General features: G+C 72.5%; 24 protein-coding genes. 8 read left to right on the top strand and 16 right to left on the bottom strand.

What is annotated here, in order from left to right; genetic code table 11:
• Positions 1 to 375: 375 nt before the first annotated feature.
• The 13 genes from OZ948_05295 to OZ948_05235 all read right to left on the bottom strand — a co-directional run bounded on the left by OZ948_05295 (position 376) and on the right by OZ948_05235 (position 11,909).
• Complete coding sequence (locus tag OZ948_05295; protein ID MEB2344135.1) at positions 376 to 843, bottom strand: PIN domain-containing protein; 468 nt, start codon at positions 841 to 843, stop codon at positions 376 to 378.
• A 50-nt stretch (positions 844 to 893) separates the two neighbouring features.
• Positions 894 to 1,748: a hypothetical protein gene (locus tag OZ948_05290; GenBank protein MEB2344134.1), complete on the bottom strand. Its 855-nt coding sequence runs from the start codon at positions 1,746 to 1,748 to the stop codon at positions 894 to 896.
• Positions 1,749 to 1,775: 27 nt separating this feature from the next.
• Positions 1,776 to 2,009: a hypothetical protein gene (locus OZ948_05285; GenBank protein MEB2344133.1), complete on the bottom strand. Its 234-nt coding sequence runs from the start codon at positions 2,007 to 2,009 to the stop codon at positions 1,776 to 1,778.
• A gap of 447 nt (positions 2,010 to 2,456) precedes the next feature.
• Positions 2,457 to 2,675, bottom strand: coding sequence for an addiction module protein (locus tag OZ948_05280; protein MEB2344132.1), 219 nt, complete (start codon positions 2,673 to 2,675; stop codon positions 2,457 to 2,459).
• A gap of 136 nt (positions 2,676 to 2,811) precedes the next feature.
• Entirely contained in the window at positions 2,812 to 3,660 is an 849-nt protein-coding gene (locus OZ948_05275) for a hypothetical protein (protein MEB2344131.1), read from the bottom strand.
• Between the two features lie 195 nt (positions 3,661 to 3,855).
• Entirely contained in the window at positions 3,856 to 4,281 is a 426-nt protein-coding gene (locus OZ948_05270) for a hypothetical protein (protein MEB2344130.1), read from the bottom strand.
• Positions 4,282 to 4,521: 240 nt separating this feature from the next.
• Positions 4,522 to 5,049, bottom strand: coding sequence for a 2'-5' RNA ligase family protein (locus OZ948_05265; GenBank protein ID MEB2344129.1), 528 nt, complete (start codon positions 5,047 to 5,049; stop codon positions 4,522 to 4,524).
• Between the two features lie 193 nt (positions 5,050 to 5,242).
• Positions 5,243 to 5,923 (bottom strand): CPBP family intramembrane metalloprotease, encoded by a 681-nt coding sequence (locus tag OZ948_05260; protein MEB2344128.1) that lies wholly within the window; start codon positions 5,921 to 5,923, stop codon positions 5,243 to 5,245.
• Positions 5,924 to 6,545: 622 nt separating this feature from the next.
• Positions 6,546 to 6,914 (bottom strand): hypothetical protein, encoded by a 369-nt coding sequence (locus OZ948_05255; GenBank protein ID MEB2344127.1) that lies wholly within the window; start codon positions 6,912 to 6,914, stop codon positions 6,546 to 6,548.
• A 788-nt stretch (positions 6,915 to 7,702) separates the two neighbouring features.
• Positions 7,703 to 8,689 carry an integron integrase gene (locus OZ948_05250; protein MEB2344126.1) on the bottom strand — a complete coding sequence of 329 codons (987 nt, stop codon included), beginning with the start codon at positions 8,687 to 8,689 and terminating at the stop codon, positions 7,703 to 7,705.
• 45 nt (positions 8,690 to 8,734) lie between these two features.
• A complete protein-coding gene (locus OZ948_05245; GenBank protein MEB2344125.1) occupies positions 8,735 to 9,391 on the bottom strand; it encodes a hypothetical protein in 657 nt (218 codons plus the stop codon).
• Positions 9,388 to 11,028, bottom strand: coding sequence for an acyl-CoA/acyl-ACP dehydrogenase (locus OZ948_05240; GenBank protein ID MEB2344124.1), 1,641 nt, complete (start codon positions 11,026 to 11,028; stop codon positions 9,388 to 9,390). Before OZ948_05240 ends, OZ948_05245 begins: the two co-directional genes overlap by 4 nt.
• A 101-nt stretch (positions 11,029 to 11,129) precedes the next feature.
• Complete coding sequence (locus OZ948_05235) at positions 11,130 to 11,909, bottom strand: histidinol phosphate phosphatase (GenBank protein MEB2344123.1); 780 nt, start codon at positions 11,907 to 11,909, stop codon at positions 11,130 to 11,132.
• 40 nt (positions 11,910 to 11,949) lie between these two features.
• Between OZ948_05235 and OZ948_05230 the strand changes: the two genes are divergently transcribed.
• A complete protein-coding gene (locus OZ948_05230) occupies positions 11,950 to 12,867 on the top strand; it encodes a polysaccharide deacetylase family protein (GenBank protein MEB2344122.1) in 918 nt (305 codons plus the stop codon).
• A 10-nt stretch (positions 12,868 to 12,877) separates the two neighbouring features.
• Here the strand turns inward: OZ948_05230 and OZ948_05225 are convergent, their stop codons facing one another.
• Positions 12,878 to 13,672 carry an NUDIX domain-containing protein gene (locus OZ948_05225; protein MEB2344121.1) on the bottom strand — a complete coding sequence of 265 codons (795 nt, stop codon included), beginning with the start codon at positions 13,670 to 13,672 and terminating at the stop codon, positions 12,878 to 12,880.
• A gap of 48 nt (positions 13,673 to 13,720) precedes the next feature.
• Between OZ948_05225 and OZ948_05220 the strand changes: the two genes are divergently transcribed.
• The 7 genes from OZ948_05220 to OZ948_05190 are packed head-to-tail and all read left to right on the top strand — an operon-like array spanning position 13,721 to position 20,249.
• Complete coding sequence (locus OZ948_05220) at positions 13,721 to 14,545, top strand: alpha/beta fold hydrolase (GenBank protein MEB2344120.1); 825 nt, start codon at positions 13,721 to 13,723, stop codon at positions 14,543 to 14,545.
• Positions 14,542 to 15,696, top strand: coding sequence for a glycosyltransferase (locus tag OZ948_05215; GenBank protein MEB2344119.1), 1,155 nt, complete (start codon positions 14,542 to 14,544; stop codon positions 15,694 to 15,696). Before OZ948_05220 ends, OZ948_05215 begins: the two co-directional genes overlap by 4 nt.
• 38 nt (positions 15,697 to 15,734) lie before the next feature.
• Entirely contained in the window at positions 15,735 to 16,376 is a 642-nt protein-coding gene (locus OZ948_05210) for a carboxymuconolactone decarboxylase family protein (protein MEB2344118.1), read from the top strand.
• Complete coding sequence (locus OZ948_05205) at positions 16,373 to 17,179, top strand: hypothetical protein (GenBank protein MEB2344117.1); 807 nt, start codon at positions 16,373 to 16,375, stop codon at positions 17,177 to 17,179. The genes OZ948_05210 and OZ948_05205 overlap by 4 nt, the downstream gene beginning before the upstream one ends.
• The gene (locus OZ948_05200; GenBank protein ID MEB2344116.1) at positions 17,176 to 18,234 is read left to right on the top strand and encodes a DUF2332 domain-containing protein; all 1,059 of its coding nucleotides are present in this window, start codon (positions 17,176 to 17,178) and stop codon (positions 18,232 to 18,234) included. The genes OZ948_05205 and OZ948_05200 overlap by 4 nt, the downstream gene beginning before the upstream one ends.
• A 35-nt stretch (positions 18,235 to 18,269) precedes the next feature.
• A complete protein-coding gene (locus tag OZ948_05195; GenBank protein ID MEB2344115.1) occupies positions 18,270 to 19,424 on the top strand; it encodes a M20/M25/M40 family metallo-hydrolase in 1,155 nt (384 codons plus the stop codon).
• Positions 19,425 to 19,436: 12 nt separating this feature from the next.
• Positions 19,437 to 20,249: an SDR family NAD(P)-dependent oxidoreductase gene (locus OZ948_05190; protein MEB2344114.1), complete on the top strand. Its 813-nt coding sequence runs from the start codon at positions 19,437 to 19,439 to the stop codon at positions 20,247 to 20,249.
• Here the strand turns inward: OZ948_05190 and OZ948_05185 are convergent, their stop codons facing one another.
• Both OZ948_05185 and OZ948_05180 read right to left on the bottom strand, forming a co-directional pair.
• Positions 20,250 to 20,681, bottom strand: a complete 432-nt coding sequence (locus OZ948_05185) for a YbaN family protein (protein MEB2344113.1) — start codon at positions 20,679 to 20,681, stop codon at positions 20,250 to 20,252.
• 90 nt (positions 20,682 to 20,771) lie between these two features.
• Positions 20,772 to 21,116, bottom strand: coding sequence for a DUF971 domain-containing protein (locus OZ948_05180; protein MEB2344112.1), 345 nt, complete (start codon positions 21,114 to 21,116; stop codon positions 20,772 to 20,774).
• Positions 21,117 to 21,123 lie beyond the last annotated feature (7 nt).

Here is a 21,123-nt window from a genome sequence, read left to right as displayed (position 1 = left end):
CCCCGCCACTCCGCCTCGGTGCGGCGCACGCGCCCATCTGCCAGAACTCGCATCCGTCACCCTCCTCGAGGGCGACTTCTACAGCAGCAGGACCCAGGCGGGGAAGAACGCCTCAGAGTGATCGGTTACCGTGGAGCTACGATGTCACGAGCGAGAGGAGGCGCGACGGCCAGCTCAAGCCCGCGGCCGTCAGGTGCAGCGGCTTGTTATGCGCCTTCCTCGGGTGGATGCTGCGACTTTCCATGCGCCTTGGCGCGCTCTTGAGCCCGCTGCGCCGCGGCACGGAAGAAGGCTAAGACCTCCTCCTCGGGCTTGCCAGAGAGGAGCCCAGCTTGCTCATCGCGAATCTTGCGAACCATCTCGACGGCGTGGATCTCACTCTTCTCCATAGAACGTGACCTCTCGCGGGGAGTAGATGCTCAAGTCGCCGAGCCCGCGCTCCGCGTTCACCGCATTGAATGCCCGGATCTTATCGAGCCGAACGATATGGCGGAAGTTCCAGCTCACGAGCACATCCACGCGGGCGATCGTTGCCAAGGCGATGTGCAGCATGTCGTTCCGGTACCGCGGGGATAGGACGCCTCGCTGCTGGTACGCCGTAACGAGCGAGAGCGCCTCGGACGTGACCCGCACGACCTCCGCCGGCAGGAGAAGCAGTTCCTCGTGGAGCTCGCGAACGGCCGACGGAGCCGGCTCGACTTCAGCGGCGATGACCTCGGATAGCACCGGCGCGAGGCGACCGAGCCGGAAGTCTTGAATGAGACTGAGCGACCACTCAGCGAACTCAGGATCGAAGCAGCCGCCAAGAACCGAGGTGTCGACATAGACGCGGAATGAGCGCATCAGCGGAACCTACCTCGGTCTCAGTCTCAGTGCGCATAACGGATCGCGGCTCAGCTGCGGCCGCGCGTGGAGCGCCCTACCACCGACCGGACGCCGCTGGCGCGCCCCACCCCGGACCCAGCGGCGGCCGGGCTACCGCTCGGCACACCACCGCCCGCGGCCGTCAGCTGCAGCCGCTGGTTAGGCGGCCGGCGTTGATTTCGCCATGGACGCGGTGACATCCTGCGTGCCGCAAGAGACAGAATTCCGAGGGCGAGCAAGGAGCTGGTCAAGGGCTCGGGCACCGTTCGAGTGAGGTCGGGGGAGAGGAGTTGGTCGGAGAGCGTGATCGCGGCATAGGTGACAGACACCGAACCAGGCTGATAGAAGGAGAACGGAGGGTTGCTGGGGCAGGGGAGAAGCACGTACACCGGGCATGCCGTGTGGACAGTGAAACCAAGCCCCACGTTCACAGAGGAAAGCGACGGGATACCGAGGCCGTTGAAGAGGCCGGTGAAGCTGTACCTGAAGTGGCCGTCTGGCTCGAGGACGAATCGGAAGCCGGCCGTGGATTGCGTGTCTGAGAGCGACACCAGGGGTATGAGCACGGTGAAGTTCGAACCGCCCGGGTCGTATGGATTCCACTCGGGCCCGCTCATGCTGAGCACGCCCGTAAAGTGAAAAGGGATGACTTGAGCGTTCGCGTCTAGAACCAGCGGGGAGTCGATCACGCCCGAAAAGTCGAAGCTCAGACTGATCGGATCGACGATAGTAGGCACGATTGCGAGCTCCTGGACCGTCGATACAAGCACCTGATCGGCTGTGTGAATGGCCTCGAGCTGAGGAAGGCGTTGGCTGATGGAAGCCGCGTTGGCATTAGAAGAGATGAACAGCAGAACGAGAAGCACAGGAAAGGTGCGGTTCATGCGGCGAGACCTCCGAGTTTTCGCACGCTAGCGAGCGAATGTTGCCTGCACACGCACGCCGATGAAGGTGAACTCGGTCGTACCGGCAGGAGCGATTCGGACGTCCTTCCCTTCGACGTTGACCGTCGCCTCCTGCGGTGACGGCCACCGAACCTCCAGGAAGTGTCCGGCAACAAACATGCCGCACGGGTCATCCTCTGAGGTGACGCGGGACTCCTCGGTGTGGTCGTTGTAGTGCGCTCTTAGGATCAGCGCTCGCATCTCACCCCCTCTTCGGCTCCGGCCGCCTAACGGATGGCGGTTCAGCTGCGAGCCACAGCGCCTCCGTGGTCCGAACGGAGCACCCAAGTGTCAATGCCAGACTCTACCAGAGGTCGATTGGAGCGCGCTGTGGCTCGTCAGCTGCAACCGCTTGTTAGCCGGCGCCCCTCCGACGCCAGACCTGAGGGCTGCGGGCTCCGTGGAGACAAGCAACCACGATGGCTTCGTTGGAGTAGACAACGTAGAAGACGCCGTAGGGGAACCCGCGCATGAGGACGCGGCGGATTCTGCCCTCGACGATCGCGCCGCGCTCGGGATGAGCAGAGATGGAATCCAAGCAGACTCCGAGCGCGTCGAGAAACCGCGTGTCGAGCCCGGCTCTCCGTTTGCGGTACCAGCGCCGCGCCTCTGCAACGTCAGCCTTCGCCTCGGGGGTGAGCCGGACTCTCACTCTCGATCGAGCTCGGCTCGGACCTCAGGCCAGGGTTTGGCGGCATCCGGATCGCGCTCGTGCTCGGCCAGGCGGCGGCGGAGTTCAGCCCGCTGTTCCTCGGTCACGGGGAGCGCGTCCGGAGCTTCGACGAAGCTCTCCCAGAGAAGCTCGATGAGCTCGATCCGCTCTGCGGGACTCAGCCCTCGGATTCGCTCGGGTGAGAGAATGCTCACGCGAAGAAGTTCTCCCAGTCGGCCGCCGCGCGCAAGTGCCTGCTCTCCTGGCGCCGGCTAACGGATCAGCGCTCAGCTGCGAGCCACAGCGCCTCTGGGGCCCGATCGAAGCGCCTGAGTTCGATGCCAAACGGTACTACGGACCGATTGGAGGATGCTGTGGCTCGTCAGCTGCAGCGCCTTGTTGGGCGGCGGGCTCGGATGATTGCGGAGACGACGGCTCTGCGACCGCAGAGGGTGCGGGCTGAGGCGCCGCGGGCGCCGGGCTCTGCGGCTGATTCGCGGGGGCCTGTTGGGCGGGCGCGGGCGGAGGAGGCGGAGGCGAATAGCCACGCTTCTCGTAGCCAGCGGGTGCCGGACGCTTATTCTCGGAAGACATGTCGCTCTCCATCTTCGGAGGAATGGTTGAGGCTGCGAAGTATACGAGACTCCCGACACCGAGTGCGAAGAGCAGACTGGCGACGGCGGTAAGGATAATGGTCAGGGTGCTCGCCCAGCGCTTCGGCTTTGGCTTTCCATTGACCGGGATGGCCTGAATGAGGGAAGGGGGGTTAACCAGCATCTGATCCGTAAACGAGATGGCGTGACGAAGGGAGACCCTTCCGGCGGCCACGGACGCAAGCAGCGTAACGATGCTGGAAACCAGAGTGATCCAGCCGAGTCGGAGCCAGAAGAGCGCACTGTCGGACGGATCGAGCTTGAGGGCGTTCAGCAAGGCAACGGAGAGTGCCAGGGCACCGGTGGCCAAGGTGACCAGCGTCTTGTCGTATGCCGTTGAGACCTCGTACTCGGTGCGGACGAGCCAGTCCCGGTGCTGGCTGAGCCGATCCTGCCATTCCTTTGCCAGCGCACGATCGGCCGCGAAAAGTTGGGGGCTCGCCTGCAGAGCCTTCTCGAGGTAGGCGCGAAACTCTGGGTTGCTTCCAACGTGCTCCGCGAGAGTCGGATTCTCGGCGAGAATCTGATCCAGCGGACTACCGCTCACCGCGACACTCCTCTTCCCGCCGCCCAACGGCTTGGCGCTCAGCTGCGAGCGCCCGGGCTGACCGGCCCGGTTGGTACGCCACTGCTCGCCGCCAGACGGCACCGGCGCTTGATGGAGGAAACCGGGCGATCGACAGCTGCAGCGCCTTGTTGGGCCGCTGTCTCGGTTCGCTGAGCCAACGCTGAAGCCGAAGAACTACTCTCGGAAGAGCTGGCTCCGAAGCGTTTCGGCGAACTTCTCAGCCTCGCCTCGCTGCCAGGGCCATCCGACCGATGCGCTGAGGTCTGTTCCGGCGGTATTCACCATGACCGACGGCGAGCCCCAAACGAGAAGGACTCCAAGAAACAGCAACGGCAGGCCGACAACCACTCCGAACACCGTGGCTCCTCCGGAGCCGGAAAGGATGGCGAGAGAGCAGAGAAAACCGGTGAACGCGATGGGCAACCCGAGGAAGAGGCTTCGCCAGGTATCGACGCGGACCGATGTCACATGCTTTAGCGGGATATCTTGGCGCGATCCGCCCCTGAACCAGCCCTTCTTGCCGAAATAGACGACTCGCCGATCGCTTACAGTTCCGAAAATGGTGGCTACAAGTTCCTTCTCGGACTGAACGTCGCTCATCGAGATTCCTCCCTCCGGTAGGCACCGCCAATCCTACACCAGTTCTCACTTGGTGGTGACAGCAAAGCTTCTCAGGCGGCCCAACGGATCGCGGCTCAGCTGCGGCCGCGCGCAGGCCATGATGCCACGTCCGGAGGCCGGCCGCGTGCCCAGCCCCCGACCGGCCGGCCGACGGCTACAGGCCCCCGCAAGCCTCCGACCGCGGCCGTCAGCTGCAGCCGCTTGTTGGACGGCGAGCCTTTACGCAAGCGGGAACCGCGGACCGACGGACCAGCGTCCCGCTCTCTTGACCGCCAGGGCGACTTCGTCGGCCATACATTGCAGGGGAAGCTTCGCGCCCGCCGCGCGGAGGAACTGGGATGTGACTTCGAGGAGGCATCGCGCCGGCGGGTCTTGGGCGACGGTGAGATGTGGCACCGGATGGGCGAACATGCCTCCGTAAGGCGGCGTGTCCGGGAAGCGAGAGGCCGCGTCCCGCATCAGTGCATCGAAGGGCGCGACGGGCTGTGGTGCCAGATAGACGACGCCCGGAAAGCCACAGGCGCCGGCAAGGGAGAAGCTGAAGCGGCGGTGCCCTCGGAAGAGAGCCTGCAGGTCGCGCAAAAGCTCGGAGGACAGCGAATCAGGATGACGGAACGGATAGAGGACCGTGATGTGAGCGGGTAGCCCGCGAATGGCCGACCGATCGAACTGGCTGCGAAAGGTGGCGACCAAGGGCTCCGCGGCGGGAACGAGTACAACGAGAGCCGACTCTTCCGATTGAGCCACGCGTGACCCTAGGTTCTTATCGCCGTCCAACGGATCGGCGCTCAGCTGCGAGCCACAGCGCCTCCGCGGCTCGACCGAAGCGCCCACGTGTCAACGCCAGACTCTACCACGGACCGATTGGAGCCTGCTGTGGCTTGTCAGCTGCAGCGCCTTGTTGGGCGGCGAACACGCCCGGCTCGCGCGAGCCGCTTCGCTACTTCGAGACTGGAGGCGCGAAGATGAGGCCCATGGCGTCGACAAAGGTGTGCGCGACGACCATTGCCAGGAGGTCTTGCTTCCAGATGAAGAAGGCCGCGCTCAGCACGCCGGCTGGGAGCAGACTGAGGACGAACCCCGAGCCCCAGAACGGAAGGTGTACGAGGGCGAATGCCGGAACGAGAACCAGGGCGGCGAGCCAGTAGCTTCCCATGAACGCGCCGACCCGAGTAAGCGCGTAGCCGTGAAACAGGGTTTCCTCGACCACGCCGGCCGTAACGACGGCCACGACACGGAACCAGATCGGGAGCGCAAGGACTCTCTCGAGTCCGGCTTGGAAGTCCGGGAGGCCCGACACACGGACCAGCCACACCCGCAAGGGGAAGACCAGACAGATCATGGTCGCGGCCAGCAGAAGGCCCCATGCGAGCGACTGCCAGTGGAACGGCTGGAACCAAAGGGATGTAAGGGGCTTCCGCTCCCAGATGAGAACAACGGCCAAGACCATCGCAAGGAAGACCCAGAGCACGGCCTGCTCGAGGACCTTCGTGACGATGGCATCGGACCTACCGAGCAGGCGGCTTGCGGGGCTGATCAAAAGGAGCGGGCCGCCGAGCGCCACGACCAGGCCAACGACCGTAGCAAGGACCTGCGAGTTCACTTTCCGTTCGCCGCCCAACGGCTGGCCGCTAAGCTGCGGCCGCGCGTGAGCCTACCACGACTCGCGTAGAGCACGGCCGCCCGCGCGGCTGAAGCCCGCGGCCGACAGCTTCAGCGGCTTGTTGGGCAGCGTGCGACCTACCCGCAGTCCGGAGGAGGGGGGCGTGAGCCGGTAACACCCGCCTGGAATGCAGCACAAGGGTCCTGGTCCGCGATCCAGCCGATACCGAGAACTATGCCCTGGTACACCAGATGCGCGAGAAGTGGAATCGCGATCACGGCCAGGAGTGTCAGGCTCAATTTCGCTCGCCTTGAGGTGTCCGTCTGAATCCACAGCCCGGGGAGGTACCTGAGCAGCGAGAAGTAGAGAGCAGGCGGGAGGAGAATGGGGGCCCAGCCAACCAACAAGACCGCGACGAGTCCAAGAAAGCCGAACACGGCATGGGATGCTCGCAGCATTGCCAGCCCTTGAATGAGGGTGCCGGCGGCTGAGACGACCAGCGCCCAAGTAATGAGAATGAGCAGTGGAACGGTCAAGATGCTTCCGAGGCGCTGCCGGAAATACCATCCAAGCCAGGCAAAGGCACCAGGCGAGTCCTCCGGCGGCACGGCACCCGGGTATTGCGAGTCCGACGTCACGGTTACCCGCCGGAATCCGAGGCGGCTCCACCAATCGCGGCGATGAACATGCCGGCAAGGCCGACTCCCCAGATAGCGAAGTACTCCGTGGGGAATACGTCCTCGACGTACCAATAGACGAGTGGGAATACGACTGCGCCCGGGGTGAGGACCAGCCCGAGTATCACACCAAGGCCGCCGAGCCACCGATACATGGCGGTCATCCAGAAGACGAACATCAGCAGTCCACTCGCGAAGAAGGTCACGATGCCTAGAACACGGAGGATGCCTCGCCCCACGGTTCGACTCCCTGTTGCGTTCACGCTGCCCAACGGATCGACGTTCAGCTGCCGCCCGCCATGAACCACCTGCGGTTCGACGGCGGCCGCCAACGCGACCTCGAGCTGGCAGCATACACCGCGCCGCCGGCCGGGGCCGCCGCGGTCCCGAGGCTGCGGGCGGACAGCTGCAACGTCATGTTAGCCAGCAGGCCGACATTCCCTGCGAGGGAATGGGGACTCCCTCCGCGCTGGCACCATCTCCGCCTGGCAGACGGCGGCGCCCATTCCCAACCAGCAATGCCGCTTGCCGATCTGCCCTTTCACAAACCTGGCGCCGCCGAGAAGCACGCCCGCGCAGGCCAGCCTCCGCCCGAAGCACCCTCTTGGAGCCAGCGCGCGACCGGAGCAGCCTTCACTCCGCGAATGAGAGCACTGCGCGGGCGGCAGACGGCGGCGCCGCCCCAGCCAGCAGATGTGTGCGCTGAGCGACCCTCTACGAAGACGGGCGCCGCCGAGGAGAACGGGCCGTCTTGGCTCGAGGGCGGCCGAGCGGAGCTGCATGGCAAGGTGTCGCGACTAGCCTCCGCACGAAGCACCGCGATCGCGGTCGCGAGAGCTCTTGCTGTACCAAGAACGCTGATCAGTCCCTGCTGGCTAACTATTATTGGCCAACACCCCCCGTTCCCTGTGAGGTGCATGGCCGGGGTGGATAATACATTCGGGCGGTGGGGGGTGGCGCGGGTTCTGGCGGTGCGGGGCCGAGATGGGGGATCGGGGGTGCCAAGGGGGCCGGGGTTCGGCGGTGGGGGCGTGCAGGATATGGGCGGCTTGCTCGGTCGGTTGCGAGATCGCAGGGAAGACGCCCGTCGGGGATCGAGCCGTGAGCCTCCGGGTCGGGGTCACAGGCGGTCGGCTGGGCTGCGGACGCCGAGGGGGCCGCGGTCGAGGACGTGGGTGTAGATCATCGTGGTGCGCAGCTCGCGGTGGCCGAGGAGCTCCTGGACGGTGCGGATGTCGGCGCCGTCCTCGAGGAGGTGGGTCGCGAAGGAGTGTCGGAAGCTGTGGCAGGTGGCGCGCTTGGTGAGACCGGCCTGCTGGACGGCCAGCTTCACGGCGCGCTGCAGGACGGTTTCGTGCAGGTGGTGGCGGAAGCGGCGGCCATCGGGGGCGGCGCCGACGCGCGTGGCGGGGAAGACCCACTGCCACGCCCACTCGCGCGGCGCACCCGGGTACTTGCGCTCGAGCCCGTGAGGCAGCGGCGGGCCGGCGAGGCCCCGGGCGAGGTCCGCCTGGTGGAGCTGCTGCACGCGGGCCAGGTGGCGGCGGAGCGGCGCCTCGGCGACACGCGGCAGCGGGACGGCGCGGTCGCGGCCGCCCTTGGGCTCGCGCAGCAGGAGCTGGCGGCGCTCGAAGTCCACGTCCTTCACCCGCAGCCGCAGGGCTTCCAGCAGGCGCAGGCCGCTGCCGTAGAGGAGGGTGCCGACCAGGCGCGGTGTCGGCTCGAGCTTCGCGAGCACCTGGCGCACCTCCTCGCGCGAGAGCACGACCGGCAGCGCGCGCTGCCGCCGCGCACGCACGGCCTGGTCGATGCCCGGGAGCTCGCGGCCGAGGACCTCGCGGTACAGGAAGAGCAGCGCGGCGAGCGCCTGGTTCTGCGTCGAGGCCGACACGCGCCCCCGTACGGCGAGGTCGGAGAGGAAGGCGGTCACCTCGAAGGCGCCCATCTCGGCGGGGTGGCGCTTGGCGTGGAAGAAGATGAAGCGGCGGATCCAGGCGACGTAGGCGGCCTCGGTGCGCGGGCTCATGTGGCGCAGGCGGAGCGCCTGGCGGACGCGATCGAGCAGGCGCGGCCGGGCCGGCGGGAAGGCGGGCGGGCTCGTTTGCATGGGGCGGTCCGGCGGGACCGGCCGGGGCGACGGGCGGACGGTAGGTCAGCGCGCGCGTGCCGGCGAGGCCCCGCGGCGCCGGCTCGCGAGCACGATGCCGACCAGGATCGCCGCGGTGCTCGTGCCGAGGACCAGCGTCAACGCCTGGATCGGGGCTCGCGCGAACCACGCGAGCGGCGCGTGGACCGCCGGTGACAGGACGTGGCGGGGGGGCGGCGCCGCTTGCACGAGCGCGCCGCCCTCGATCTCGTAGCGCGTCCCGCCGGGCCCCTCCGCGACGCGATCCTGCGTCGGTCCGAAGCGCGCGAACGCGCCGGCGTCCGGGGTCGTCCCGGTGAGCCGGCCGTCGTGGTCGAAGCTGTGGAGGCGCCCGCTGCCCCCGGTGGCCACCTCGATCCGTCCCGGCGCCGCGACCCGCAGCCGCACGCGGCCCGCGCCGCGATCGAGGGACCAGGCGCGCACGAAGCGGCCGTCGGCGCCGTACACGTGGAGGCGATCGACGCCGGTGCCGGCGTAGACCCGGCCCTCCTCGTCGACCGCGAGCCCCGACGGCGACGCCAGCGGCACGCCGAAGGCGAGGCTGCGCTGGAGCTGCGCGCCCGCCCACGAGCCGGTGACCAGGCCCACGAGGCCGGCGGCCAGCAGGATCCACGCGAGCCCGCGCGCCCCCGGGATGCCGCCGCGCGCCGGGCGCGCGTTCACGAAGCGAGCAGGTTCCGCCCGACCACCTTCAGCGTGAGCGTCGGCCGCACGCCCTCGAAGATCGGCAGCACCAGGGCGTCCACGGTGTAGCGGCTGATCGGGTACTCCTCGGCGTAGCCCCAGCCGCCGTGCAGGATCTGGCCCTTCTGCGTGATCTCGACGGCGACGTCGCAGGCGAAGAGCTTGGCCTGCGCCGCGAGCGGCGCCGCCTGGCGCTCGTTCTCGTCCATCGCCTCGGCGGCGGCGTAGGTGATCGCGCGCGCCGCCGCGAGGCGCGCGGCCATGCGGCCGAGCTCGTACTGGGTGAGCCCGTACTCGATCGTGGGCTTGCCGAACTGGATGCGGTCGAGCACGTACTCGGCGCTCTTCTCGAGGGCGGCCTGCGCGAGGCCGCAGGCGCGTCCGCCGGTCTGGAGCCGGCCCGCCGCGAAGCCGCCCATCTGGAGGTAGAAGCCCTTGCCGAGCCCGCCCTCGCCGCCCACGAGGTTCTCCGCGGGCACGAACCAGTGCTCGAGCTGCACGGTGTAGGAGTGCATGCCGCGGTAGCCGATCGTGGCGTCCGCCTTGCCCTCCATCGTGCCGCCGCCCGGCTGGGTCTGCTTGAAGGCGTGCTCGCGGCTCGCCTCCTTCTCGACGACGAAGAGCGAGAGCCCCTTCGCGCCCGAGGCCGGGTTGCCGTCGGTGCGGGCGAGCAGCGCCAGGATGTTGGCCCGGCCCGCGAAGGTGCACCACGCCTTCGGTCCGTTCAGCACCCAGCCCTCGCGGCCGCCCACGGTGGCGCGCTCGGCGCGGCACTTGACCGAGGCGACGTCGCTGCCCACGTCCGGCTCGGTCACCGCGATCCCCACCATCACCTCGCCGCCGGCGATCCGCGGCAGCCAGCGCTGCTTCTGCTCCTCGGTGCCGCCCGCCAGCAGCGCCTTGGCGAGGATCTCGGGGCGCGTGATCAGGGACCCGGCGCCCGCGAGCGACGCGCGCGAGAGCTCCTCGGTGGTGAGGATCATCGCGAGGTTGCCCATCTCGGTGCCGCCGTAGGACTCCGGCACCGAGAGCCCGAAGTAGCCGAGCTCGGCCATCTTCGTGATGAACTCCTCGGGAATCGTCTCGTCGTGGCGGTGGATGCGCTCGGCGTGCGGCGCGATCTCCTTCTCGGCGAACTCGCGCACGGAGGCGCGCACCTGCTCGAGCGTCTCGTCGAGCGGCGTCTCGTTGCGCCCGCGCCGCTGCCCGACCGCGCGCCCGAGCGCGCGGAACACCGCCTCGCTGCCGGCCGCGCGCAGGCGCCGGCGCAGGTCGGCGGGCAGCGCGTCGTCGATGCCGAGCTCGTCGGCCGAGGGCGCGAGGCGGTTCACGAGGCTCGTGACCAGGTCCGCGGCGGCGGCGGCCGCCGTCGCCTCGAGGAGCGCGTCGGCGCGCCCCTCCGCCTGCGTGCGCTCGACGAAGGCGACGAGCTCGCGGGCGGCGCGCGCCTCGGTGGCGGCGTAGGCCACGCGCTCGGTGAGCACCTGGTGGTCGTCGATCGCGGCGCCCTGCTTCGTGAGCGAGCGCGCGCTCGCGAGCGCGCGCTCGAGCAGCGCCTCGGCGGGGGCGAGCAGCGCGCGGGCGTCGTCGAGGGTCGGGAGCGCGGGGTCGGCCATGGGGGTCTCCACGTCACGGGGGGAGCGGGGCCGCCGAGTCTAGCGAAGCCCGGGGTCCGGGCCGCGGCCGAAACCGCTCCGGCGGCGCGGGGTTGCCGGCCTCAGCCGGCCGGCTTGCGGGCCAGGTGGGCGACCAGCGCCTCGACCAGCGCCGGCGCCCCGAAGACGAGCCCGATCTTGCCCTGCTCCGGGTAGCGGATCGTCTCGCAGCGCCCGCCGGCCGCGGGCACCAGCGCCTGGGTGGCGGCCGCGTCCCACGGGTTCAGGTCGAGGTCCACCATCGCGTCCACCGCTCCGGCCAACACCTGCGCGTGTCCGAAGCCGTCGGTGTAGCCGCGGAAGAGCGGCAGCTCGCGCGCCATCCGCAGGTACGCCTCCTGCTCGCCGGCGCGCACGAAGCAGAAGCCGTCGCCGTGGGCGACCATCGCGCGCTGCAGGTCGCTGGCGGTCGAGCAGCGCACCGGCTCGCCGTTGCGGCGCACGCCGCCGCCGGTCCAGCCCACGGTCCGCTCGCCGAGCGCCGGCAGGTCGATCACGCCCAGCACGGGCACGCCGTCCTCGAGGCGCGCGAGCAGGGTCGAGAAGAGGGGGATGCCGCGCGCGAAGGCGATCGTCCCGTCGATCGGGTCGATCACCCAGGCGGCGCCGCGCGCGGTGTCGCCCTCGGCGCCGAGCTCCTCGCCGAGGATCGCGGCGCCCGGGTCGCCCTGCTGGAGGACGCGGCGCATCGCGCGCTCGGCGGCGCGGTCCGCCTCGGTGACCGGCGAGCCGTCGGCCTTGGTCTCCACCCCGACCTTGCGGAAGCGGGGCAGGATCTCGGCGCGGGCGGCGTCGACGGCGCGCTCGGCGAGCGCGGCCAGGGCGGCGAGGTCGTGGGGCACGGCGGCGGCAGGGTATCATCGCCGGCCCCTGGAGGTCAGCATGCCGGCCCCGTCCGCCCCGCCCGCCCCGCCCTCGCTCGCCGAGCGCCTCGGCTTCGCCGCCGGCGATCGCGTGATCGTGCTCCACGCCGACGACATCGGGATGTGTCATGCCGCGAACGCTGGCGCCTTCGAGGCGATGGAGTCGGGCGCCGTCACCTGCGGCTCGTTGATGGTGCCCTGCCCCTGGTTCCCCGGCGCGGCCGAACGGGCGCGCGCGAACCCGGGCGCCTACGACCTCGGCGTCCATCTCACGCTCAACGCCGAGTGGTCGCGCTACCGCTGGGGCCCCGTCGCGGGCCGCCGCGCCGTGCCGTCGCTGGTGGACGCGGAGGGCTACCTGCCGCGCACCTCCCTCGAGGTGGCCCAGCGCGCCCGGCCCGAGGAGGTGGAGATCGAGCTGCGCGCGCAGATCGAGACGGCGCTCGCGGCGGGCATCGACGTGACGCACCTCGACGCCCACATGGGCACCGCCTTCTTCCCGCCCTTCGTCGAGATCTACGCGAAGCTCGCACGCGAGTTCCGGATCCCGGCGCTTGCGGTGCGGCCCGACGCCGAGGCCCTCGCGCGCGCGGGCCTGGCCGGTGCCGAGCCGATCATCCGCCGCGCGGTCGAGCTCATCGAGGGGTCGGGCCAGCCGATCCTCGACGGGCTCGACGCCGACTCGCTCGGCTTCGAGCCCGGCGCCGGCGCGGCGCACACGCGGGCCCGGCTCGAGCGCCTCGCGCCCGGCGTCACCTACTTCATCACCCATCCCGCGCGCGACGGCGCGGAGCTGCGCGCGCTCGGGCCCGGCCATCACGCGCGCACCTTCGAGCACCGCTTCTACGGCAGCGAGGAGGGCCGTGCGGCGCTGGCCGCCGCCGGGATCCGCACGGTCGGGATGCGCGCGATCCGCGCGCTCGCCGCCGCGGGGTGAGCGCGGGCCGCTAGCGCAGCTCGTCGATCGGCGCCTCGACGAGGTCGTAGTCGGCCTCGGCCGGGATCCGGAGCACCGGGCCGCCGGCGCCCCGGCCGACCGTGGGCAGCACCGGCGCGGCGCGCGCGCGGTCGAGGGCGTCGGCCACCGAGTGCGCGCGCGCGAGCTTCGCGAGCTGCATGCGGGTCGGGAAGGGGATCGAGAGCCGGCCCCGGGCCGCCTCCTCGAGCGCGCGCGCCGGCGCGATCCACAGCGAGTCCACCGACTCGTGTCCGTCGTGCGTCGCGGCCTGGCCGGCCGGGGCCGCCGCCAGGTAGAAGTGGGTGTCGAAGCGCTTCGGCAGGAGCTCGGGCGTGATCCAGTGCGCAAAGGCGACCAGCGCGTCGAGCGCCAGCACCAGGTCCTCGGTCGCCGCGATGGCGCCGATCGTCGTGCGGTCCTCGTTGAGCGCGCCGCGCCAGCGCGCCTCGATCGCGCCGGCCCGCGCGCCGGGGAGGAGCGCGCCGGAGCCCTGCGGGCGCGCGAGCAGCACCCCGGCCTCCTCGAAGGTCTCGCGCACCGCCGCGATCCGGAGCGCGAGCGCCGCGGGCTCGAGGCTCGCGGCACCCGCGCAGCGGGCGTGCAGGTCCGGATCGTGATCGCTCGGGTCCACCTTGCCGCCCGGGAAGACGAGCGCGCTCGAGGCGAAGTCGACCGCGTGGTGGCGCTGGACCATGAACACCTCGAGCGGCCCGGGCTCCTCGCGGAGCAGCAGGATCGTCGCCGAGGGGATCGGGGGCGGGACGGGGCGTTTCGCTTCGCTCACGGCGGCGGCATGATGGCACACGGGACCGGAGGGCGACGGAGGACGGGGGTGGCGGCGGAGCGCGTGGCGGGCGAGGTGGCGCTGCACCTCGAGCGCGAGGGCTCGGACGGGGGCGGAGCGGTCGTGTGCCTGCTGCACGGCTTCGGCGGCAGCGCGCGCAACTGGCGGCCGCAGCTCCGGGCCCTGCGGGCGGGCGCGCGGCCGGCCGCCTTCGACCTGCGCGGCCACGCGCGCAGCGAGGCGCCGGCGGGCGCGGCGGCCTACGCGCCCGAGCGCTTCGTCGCCGACGTCGGGCGCGTGCTCGACCACCTGGGCGCGGCGCGCGCGGTCGTGGGCGGCCTCTCGATGGGCGCCGGCATCGCGGCGCGCTTCGCTGCCGCGCAGCCCGGGCGCGTGCGCGCGCTCGTGCTGATGGCGCTCCCGCCCGGCGCCGGCGAGGGCACGCGCCAGCGCGGCTGGGCGCTGGCCTTCGCGGACGCGATCGAGCGCGAGGGGCTCGAGGCGGCCGGCGCGCGCTTCGCGTGGGGGCCCGGCTCGGGCCTCGACCCGGGAGCGGCAGCGCTCGTGAAGCAGGGCTTCCTCGAGCACGCGCCGCAGGCGATCGCACACACGCTGCGCGGGCTCCTCGCGGTGCAGCCCGGCTGGCGCGAGCTCGCCGCGCAGCTTGCGCCGCTGGGCAAGCCGGCCCTGCTCGTCGTGGGGGAACGCGATCCCGTGTCGCGCGGGCCCTGCGAGAGCCTCGCGGCGGCGCTCCCGGGCGCCCGCCTCGTGGTGGTGCCGGGCGCGGGGCACGTGGTCAACCTCGAGGCGCGCGAGGCGGTGAACGAGGCGCTCGTGGACTTCCTGGCGGCGCTCCCGGGGGAGGCGGCGTGAGCCTCGCCCTCCCCTGCGCGCTCGCCTTCGCGGCGTGGCTCTACCTCGCCTTCGGGCACGGGCGCTTCTGGCTCTGCGACCAGCGCCTCGACGGCCGCGCGCCGGCGCCCGCCTCCTGGCCTGCGGTCGTGGCCGTGGTGCCGGCGCGCGACGAGGCCGCGCTCCTGCCCGCGACGCTCGGCTCGCTCCTCGACCAGGACTACCCGGGGGCGCTGCGCATCGTGCTCGTCGACGACGAGAGCAGCGACGGCACGGCGGAGGTCGCGGAGCGGGTCGCGCAGGCGCATCCGCACGGTGCCCGGCTCACGGTGGTGCGGGCACCGCCGCGCCCGCCGGGCTGGGTCGGCAAGATGTGGGCGGTCGAGACCGGGACGCGCGCCGGCGCCGGCGACCACGCCTTCTGGCTGCTCACCGATGCCGACGTCGTCCACGGGCCCGACAGCCTGCGGCGTCTCGTGTCGGCAGCCGGGGCGATGCAACGCGACCTGGTGTCGCAGATGGTGCTCCTGCACGCGGGACCGGGCTGGGGTGCCCTCCTGGTGCCGGCCTTCGTCTACTTCTTCCAGCAGCTCTACCCCTTCCCGCGCGTCAACGACCCGCGCGCGCGGACGGCAGCCGCGGCCGGCGGCTGCGTGCTGGTGCGGCGCGAGGCGCTGGCGCGCGCCGGCGGCATCGCGGCGCTGCGCGGCGAGGTGATCGACGACTGCGCGCTCGGGCGCGCCGTGAAGCGCGGCGGCCCGATCTGGCTCGGCCTCTCGACGAGCGAGCGCTCGGTGCGCCCCTGCACCGGCATCGCCGACGTCTGGAACATGGTGGCGCGCAGCGCCTACACGCAGCTCGCCTGCTCGCCCCGGCGGCTCGCGGGCACGATCGCGGGGCTCGCGCTCCTGTACCTGGCGCCGCCGCTCGCCGTCCTGCTCTGGCCCTGGCACGGCGACGCCGCGGCCGGCGCGCTGGGCGCAGCCGCCTGGGCGCTCTCGGCCGCCACCTTCGTGCCGACGCTCGCGCTCTACGGGCGGCCGGCCGCCGCGGCGCTCGGGCTCCCGCTGGCGGGGATCCTCTACGCGGCGATGACGATCGACTCGGCGCGCCGCCACCGCCGGGCGCGCGGCGCCACCTGGAAGGGGCGCTCGGGCGCGGGCGCGCACTAGCGGGCGCGCACTAAGATCGGGCCGGAGGCCCTCCTGCGATGCCCAGACTCCGACAGGTCCCGCGCGCCGAGGCGCCCGCGGACGTGCAGACGATCTACGACATGCTCTTCGGCGGGCGCTGCCCGGTGGCCGAGCCCGGCACCGCGACCGGCACGCGCGGCGACTGGTGGACGGTGTTCGCGCTGGTGCCCGACTGCTTCCGCCACGCGGTGGCGGGCTTCGCCTTCTACCGCAGCGCGAAGCGCAAGCTCGACCCCTGCCTGCGCGAGCTCGGCCAGACCCGGGCCGGCTTCCTGCGCGAGAGCCAGTTCGTCTACTCGCAGCACTGCAAGGCGGCGCGCGACGTCGGCCTCCCCGAGGAGAAGATCCAGGCGATCGCGAGCTGGGCCGGCGCCGCCGTCTTCGCGCCGGCCGAGCGCGCGGTGCTCGCCTACGTGGACGAGCTGGTGCTCCAGAACGGCCGCGTCCAGGATGCCACCTTCGCGCGCCTGCGCGAGCATCTCGGCGACGAGGAGATCCTCGAGCTCACCTACATCACCGCGCTCTACGAGATGCACGCGATCATGAGCCGTGCCCTGCGCCTCGAGTACGACGACGTGCCGGAGCGCATCGTCGAGGTGGCGGGGCCTGCCGGGGGCGCAGGCGGCGACTTCATGGGCGGCGTCGGGAAGACGGCGTGAGGGCCGACGCCGGGGCGCCGGCGCCGGCCGCCGCGCCCGCCGGATCGCGCCGCCTCGCTGCGCCGCCCTGGCGGCTCGTCGCGGCCGCGATCGGCGGGCCGCGTGCCCTCGCCGGCAAGGCCACGCGCCTCGCGCGGACCGTGCGCCTGTGGCTCGACCGCCGCGAGATCCGCCGCCGCCTCGCGCTCCTCGCCGAGCGCGGCTACGCGCCCGCCGAGCCGACGCCGTGGCAGGTCTTCTTCGGCGGCCTCGACATGCTGCGCTTCGTGATCGAGCCGGCCGCGCGCGACTACTACCGGCAGAAGGGCATCTCGTTCGGCTTCCACCAGCTCCTGCGCGTGCTCGACGACCCGGTCTCGATGATCGACCCGACCGGCTTCCTCTCCGAGCGTGACACCATCATCGGTCACGTGATGCAGGTCGTGCACCTGAACCCGGTCTACGACCTCCAGCTCCTCGAGATGTTCCCGGACGGGCTCGAGGAGCTCGAGCGGCAGGTGGGGGAGATGATCGCCGGCACGCACCCGCGGGCGGGCACGATCGGGGCGATCGTCGAGGATCCCGGCTACCACGCGCGGCTGCTCGACTACGTGCGCCGCTACCGGCGCGACCCGGCGAGCCCGCCGCCGGTGCGCCAGGAGCAGACGCTGCGCGCCGATCCGCGCTTCGCCGCGGCGGAGCGCACCTTCGCGACGCTGCCCGGCTTCGTCGCCTACTGCGCCACGCTCCCCGAGCGGCCCCTCGCGCTGGCGCGGCGCCTGCGGCGGGTGCGCGCCTTCCCGCTGGAGCAGGCCGGGCCGTGAGCCGCGAGGCCCCCTCGCGCGGGATGCTCGCCGAGGCCTTCCGCAGCCAGGCCCTGGGCTGTGCCTCCACCGGCTCGCCGATCTACGCCGAGCTCCTCGCGCGCGCCGGCGGCGATCTAGCCGCGGGCGGCGTCTTCGCCGAGATCGTGGCCGACTACCGCGGCCACCCGCTCCTCGACGCGCTGGCTCTACGCATCTTCGCGGCGGTCCATGCGCTCGTGCTCGCGGGCGACGCGCCGGCGCTCGCGGCCCACTATCCCTCCGCGGGCGGCCGCTACGAGGCCGAGGGGGCCTGGCGCGCGCTCCACGCCCTCGCGCGCGAGCGGCGCGACGATCTGCGCGTCGCGGCGGTCGCCCGGCCCGTCCAGACCAACGAGGTCCGCCGCTGCGCGGTCCTCCTCGGCGGCTTCCTGCGCGTTGCGCACGAGACGGGGCTGCCGCTGCGGCTGCGCGAGGTGGGCGCGAGCGCGGGCCTGAACCTCGGCTGGGACCGCTACCGCTACGCGCTCGGGCCGCAGGGCTGGGGCGAGCCCCGGGCGCGCGTGGTGCTCGGCAGCGACTGGTCGGGAGCGCTGCCGCCCCTCGCGGCCCCCGTGCGGGTGGCGAGCCGCGCCGGCTGCGACGTGGCTCCGATCGATCTTCGCGACGGGGAGCAGTGCCGGAAGCTCGAGTCCTTCGTCTGGCCCGAGCAGCTCGAGCGTCTCGCGACGCTCCGCGCCGCGATCGCCGCGCTGCGGCCGGAGCCGCCGCCGGTCGAGGCGGCGCACGCCGGCGACTGGGTGGCCCGCGAGCTGGCCGCACCGGCGCCCGGCGAGGCGACGGTGCTCTTCCACTCGGTCGTCTGGTGGTACCTCTCCGGGGCCGAGCGCCAGCGCATCGACACCGACGTGCGGGCCGCGGGCGCCCGCGCCACGCCGGGTGCCCCCCTCGCCTGGCTGCGCATGGAGGGCGCCCGGCTCGACGAGGCCGAGCTCCGCCTCCTGCTCTGGCCCGGCGGCGAGGACCGCCTCCTCGCCCGCACCCACTGGCACGGCGCCTGGGTCCACTGGCTCTGATCGGGGGGCGTCCCGGCCTGCGGTATGGTCGGCGGGTGGCGGAGCGGAGCCTCGAGCTGCTGCGCGACTACGTGTCGATCCCGTCGGTGAATCCGATGGGGCGCGACGACCTGCCGGCGGCGATCACGGGTGAGCGGCGCTATGCGGAGCACCTGGCGGCGCAGCTTCGCCGGCTCCACCTCGACGCGGCGGTGATCGGGACGGGCGAGCGGGCGAGCGTGGTCGCCGAGGCGCGCCCTGCCGGGGCGCGGGGCGCCCCGCTGCTGGTGGCCTCGCACCTCGACACGGTGCCGGTGGACGGGATGGAGATCGCTCCCTTCGACCCGCACCTCGCCGCAGGACGGCTCTACGGGCGCGGCGCCTGCGACACCAAGGGCGGGATGGCGGCGCTCGTCGCCGCGCTCGAGCGGGTGCTGGCGCGCGGCACGCTGCGCCGGCCGCTGGTCGTCGTCGGCGAGGCCGACGAGGAGTTCGGGAGCGCGGGCGTCCACGACGTGCTCGCGCACCTCGGCGCCGCGCGGCCCGCCTGGGCGCTCGCGACCGAGCCCACCGGCCTGCGCGTCGTCACCCACCACAAGGGGATCGCGGAGCTGCGCCTCGAGGCGCACGGCCGGGCCGGCCACTCGAGCGCGCCCGAGGCGGGCCGCAACGCGATCTACGCGCTGGCGCGCGCCGCCCTCGCGCTCGCCGGGCTCGCCGAGCGCCTCGCCGCCCGCCGCGACCCGGCGCTCGGCCCGGCCACGCTCTCGGTCGGCCGCGTCGGCGGGGGCCACGCCTTCAACGTCGTCCCGGACCACGCCTGGCTGGTGGCCGACCGCCGGCTGCTCCCCGGCGAGGACGCCACGAACGTGCGTCGCGAGGTGGAGGCGGTGCTGCGGGACGCCGGCCTGGCGGACGACGTCGCGCTCACCCACCTGGAGGCGCGCAAGCCCGCGCTCGCCACCGACCCGGCCGCCCCGTGCGTGCGGGCCTGCCGCGCCGCGCTCGCAGCGGCCGGCTGCGACGCGCCCCCCGCGGCGGCCGGCTTCGCCACCGACGCGGGCGTCTTCGCCGCGCGCGGGATCCCCGCCGTGGTGCTCGGTCCGGGCTCGATCGAGCAGGCCCACACCGCCCGCGAGTGGGTGGCGCTCGACCAGGTGGCCGCGATGGAGGAGCTCTTCGCCCGGCTGCTCGAGACGCCGGCGGCGTGAGGGAGGGCGCGCGTGGAGCTGCACGGCAAGGTAGCGGTGGTGACGGGCGCGGCGAGCGGGATCGGCCGCGCGCTGGCCCTGGTCCTCGCGGGCCGCGGCTGCTCGCTCGCGCTCGGGGACGTCGACGCGGCCGGCCTCGCCGAAACCGCCCGTCGCGTCGAAGCCCTCGGCCGGCGCGCCACGACCCACGCCGTCGACGTCGCCGACTGGGAGGCCGTCGTGGCCTTCGCCGCCGAGACCGTCGCGGCCCACGGCGGCGTCGACCTCGTCGTCAACAACGCCGGCGTGTCGGTAACGGGGACGCTCGAGGAGCAGTCGATCGAGGACCTGCGCTGGATCGTGGGCGTGAACCTCTGGGGCGTCGTGCACGGCTGCAAGGCCTTCCTGCCGCACCTGCGCCGGCGGCCCGAAGGGCACCTCGTGAACGTGTCGAGCCTCTTCGGCCTGATCGGGCTCCCGACCCAGAGCAGCTACTGCGCCACCAAGTTCGGCGTGCGTGGCTTCTCGGAGGCGCTCTGGGCCGAGCTCGCGGACGCCCGGATCGGCGTGACCGTGGTCCACCCGGGCGGCGTGCGCACCAACATCGTGCGCGCGAGCCGCACGGCCGACCCCGACACGAAGGCGCGGATGGTCGAGCGCTTCGAGCGCCAGGCGATCGACCCCGCGGTGGTGGCCGAGCAGATCGCGCGCGGCGTCGAGCGCGGCGCGCTGCGCGTGCGCGTGTGCCGCGAGACCTACGTCGTGGACTGGGCGAAGCGGCTCTTCCCGTCGGCCGTGCACCACCTGGTCCGCGCCGGCTACCGCCGCTTCGGCTCGCCCGGCTGATCAGCCCCGCTCGAGGGTCTTCTGGCGCCACAGCCAGGTACAGAGCGTGACGCCGGTCGCGACCATCAGCGCGTCGGCCCAGCGCGGCTCGACGAAGAAGACGACCGAGCTGCCGATCGTGAGCGTGATGGTGGCGATCGCCGTGAGCTTTGCGCGCAGCGGGATGGCGCGCTGCTCGCGCCAGTCGCGGATCAGCGGCCCGAAGGTGGGGTTCGCGAGCAGGCGCTGGTAGAAGCGCGGCGACGCGCGCGCGAAGCAGGCCGCGGCGACCAGCAGGAAGGGCGTCGTCGGGAGCACCGGCGTGACCACGCCGACCGCCCCGAGCGCGACGCACCCGAGCCCCACCGCGACGAGCACGAGCCGCAGGCCGTGCGGCGCGAGCGTCCGGGTCTCGTCCGTGTAGTCGCGCGGCGGGAGGGGGCGCAGGTCCACGGCGCCGGAGGATAGCCGTGGCGCCGCTCGCGACGGCGGGCGCGCCGGCGCGGCGCGCCGGGCCGGCTTCGTGTCCTGCGCGCGGGCCGGCTACGGCTCCTGCGCGCGGCAGTCCTCGCAGCCGCACAGCGAGCGCAGGCGCTGGAAGGGGTAGATCCCGCTCTCGTGCCCGTCGCTCCAGGTGATCCGCAGCGCGTAGCGCCCGACCGGCGCGATCTGGAGCGGGTGGACGTCGGCGGGCACCCGCGCCTCGTCGAGCTGCCCGCGGCCGGTCCACTCGTCGACGCAGTACGCGCAGGCGCACGCGAGCCGCAGCGCGCGCACCGGGTAGACGCTCCGGTGGCCGTCGGCCCAGGTGATGGCGAGCGCACCCGGGCCCTCCTGCGCGATCGCACTCGGGACGAAGCGGTGCTCGTCGTTGCCCGACGTGGCCATCGCGAAC

This window comes from Deltaproteobacteria bacterium, assembly GCA_035063765.1.
GTDB lineage: Bacteria > Myxococcota_A > UBA9160 > UBA9160 > PR03 > CAADGG01.
This window is presented reverse-complemented; position numbering and strand designations above follow the sequence as displayed.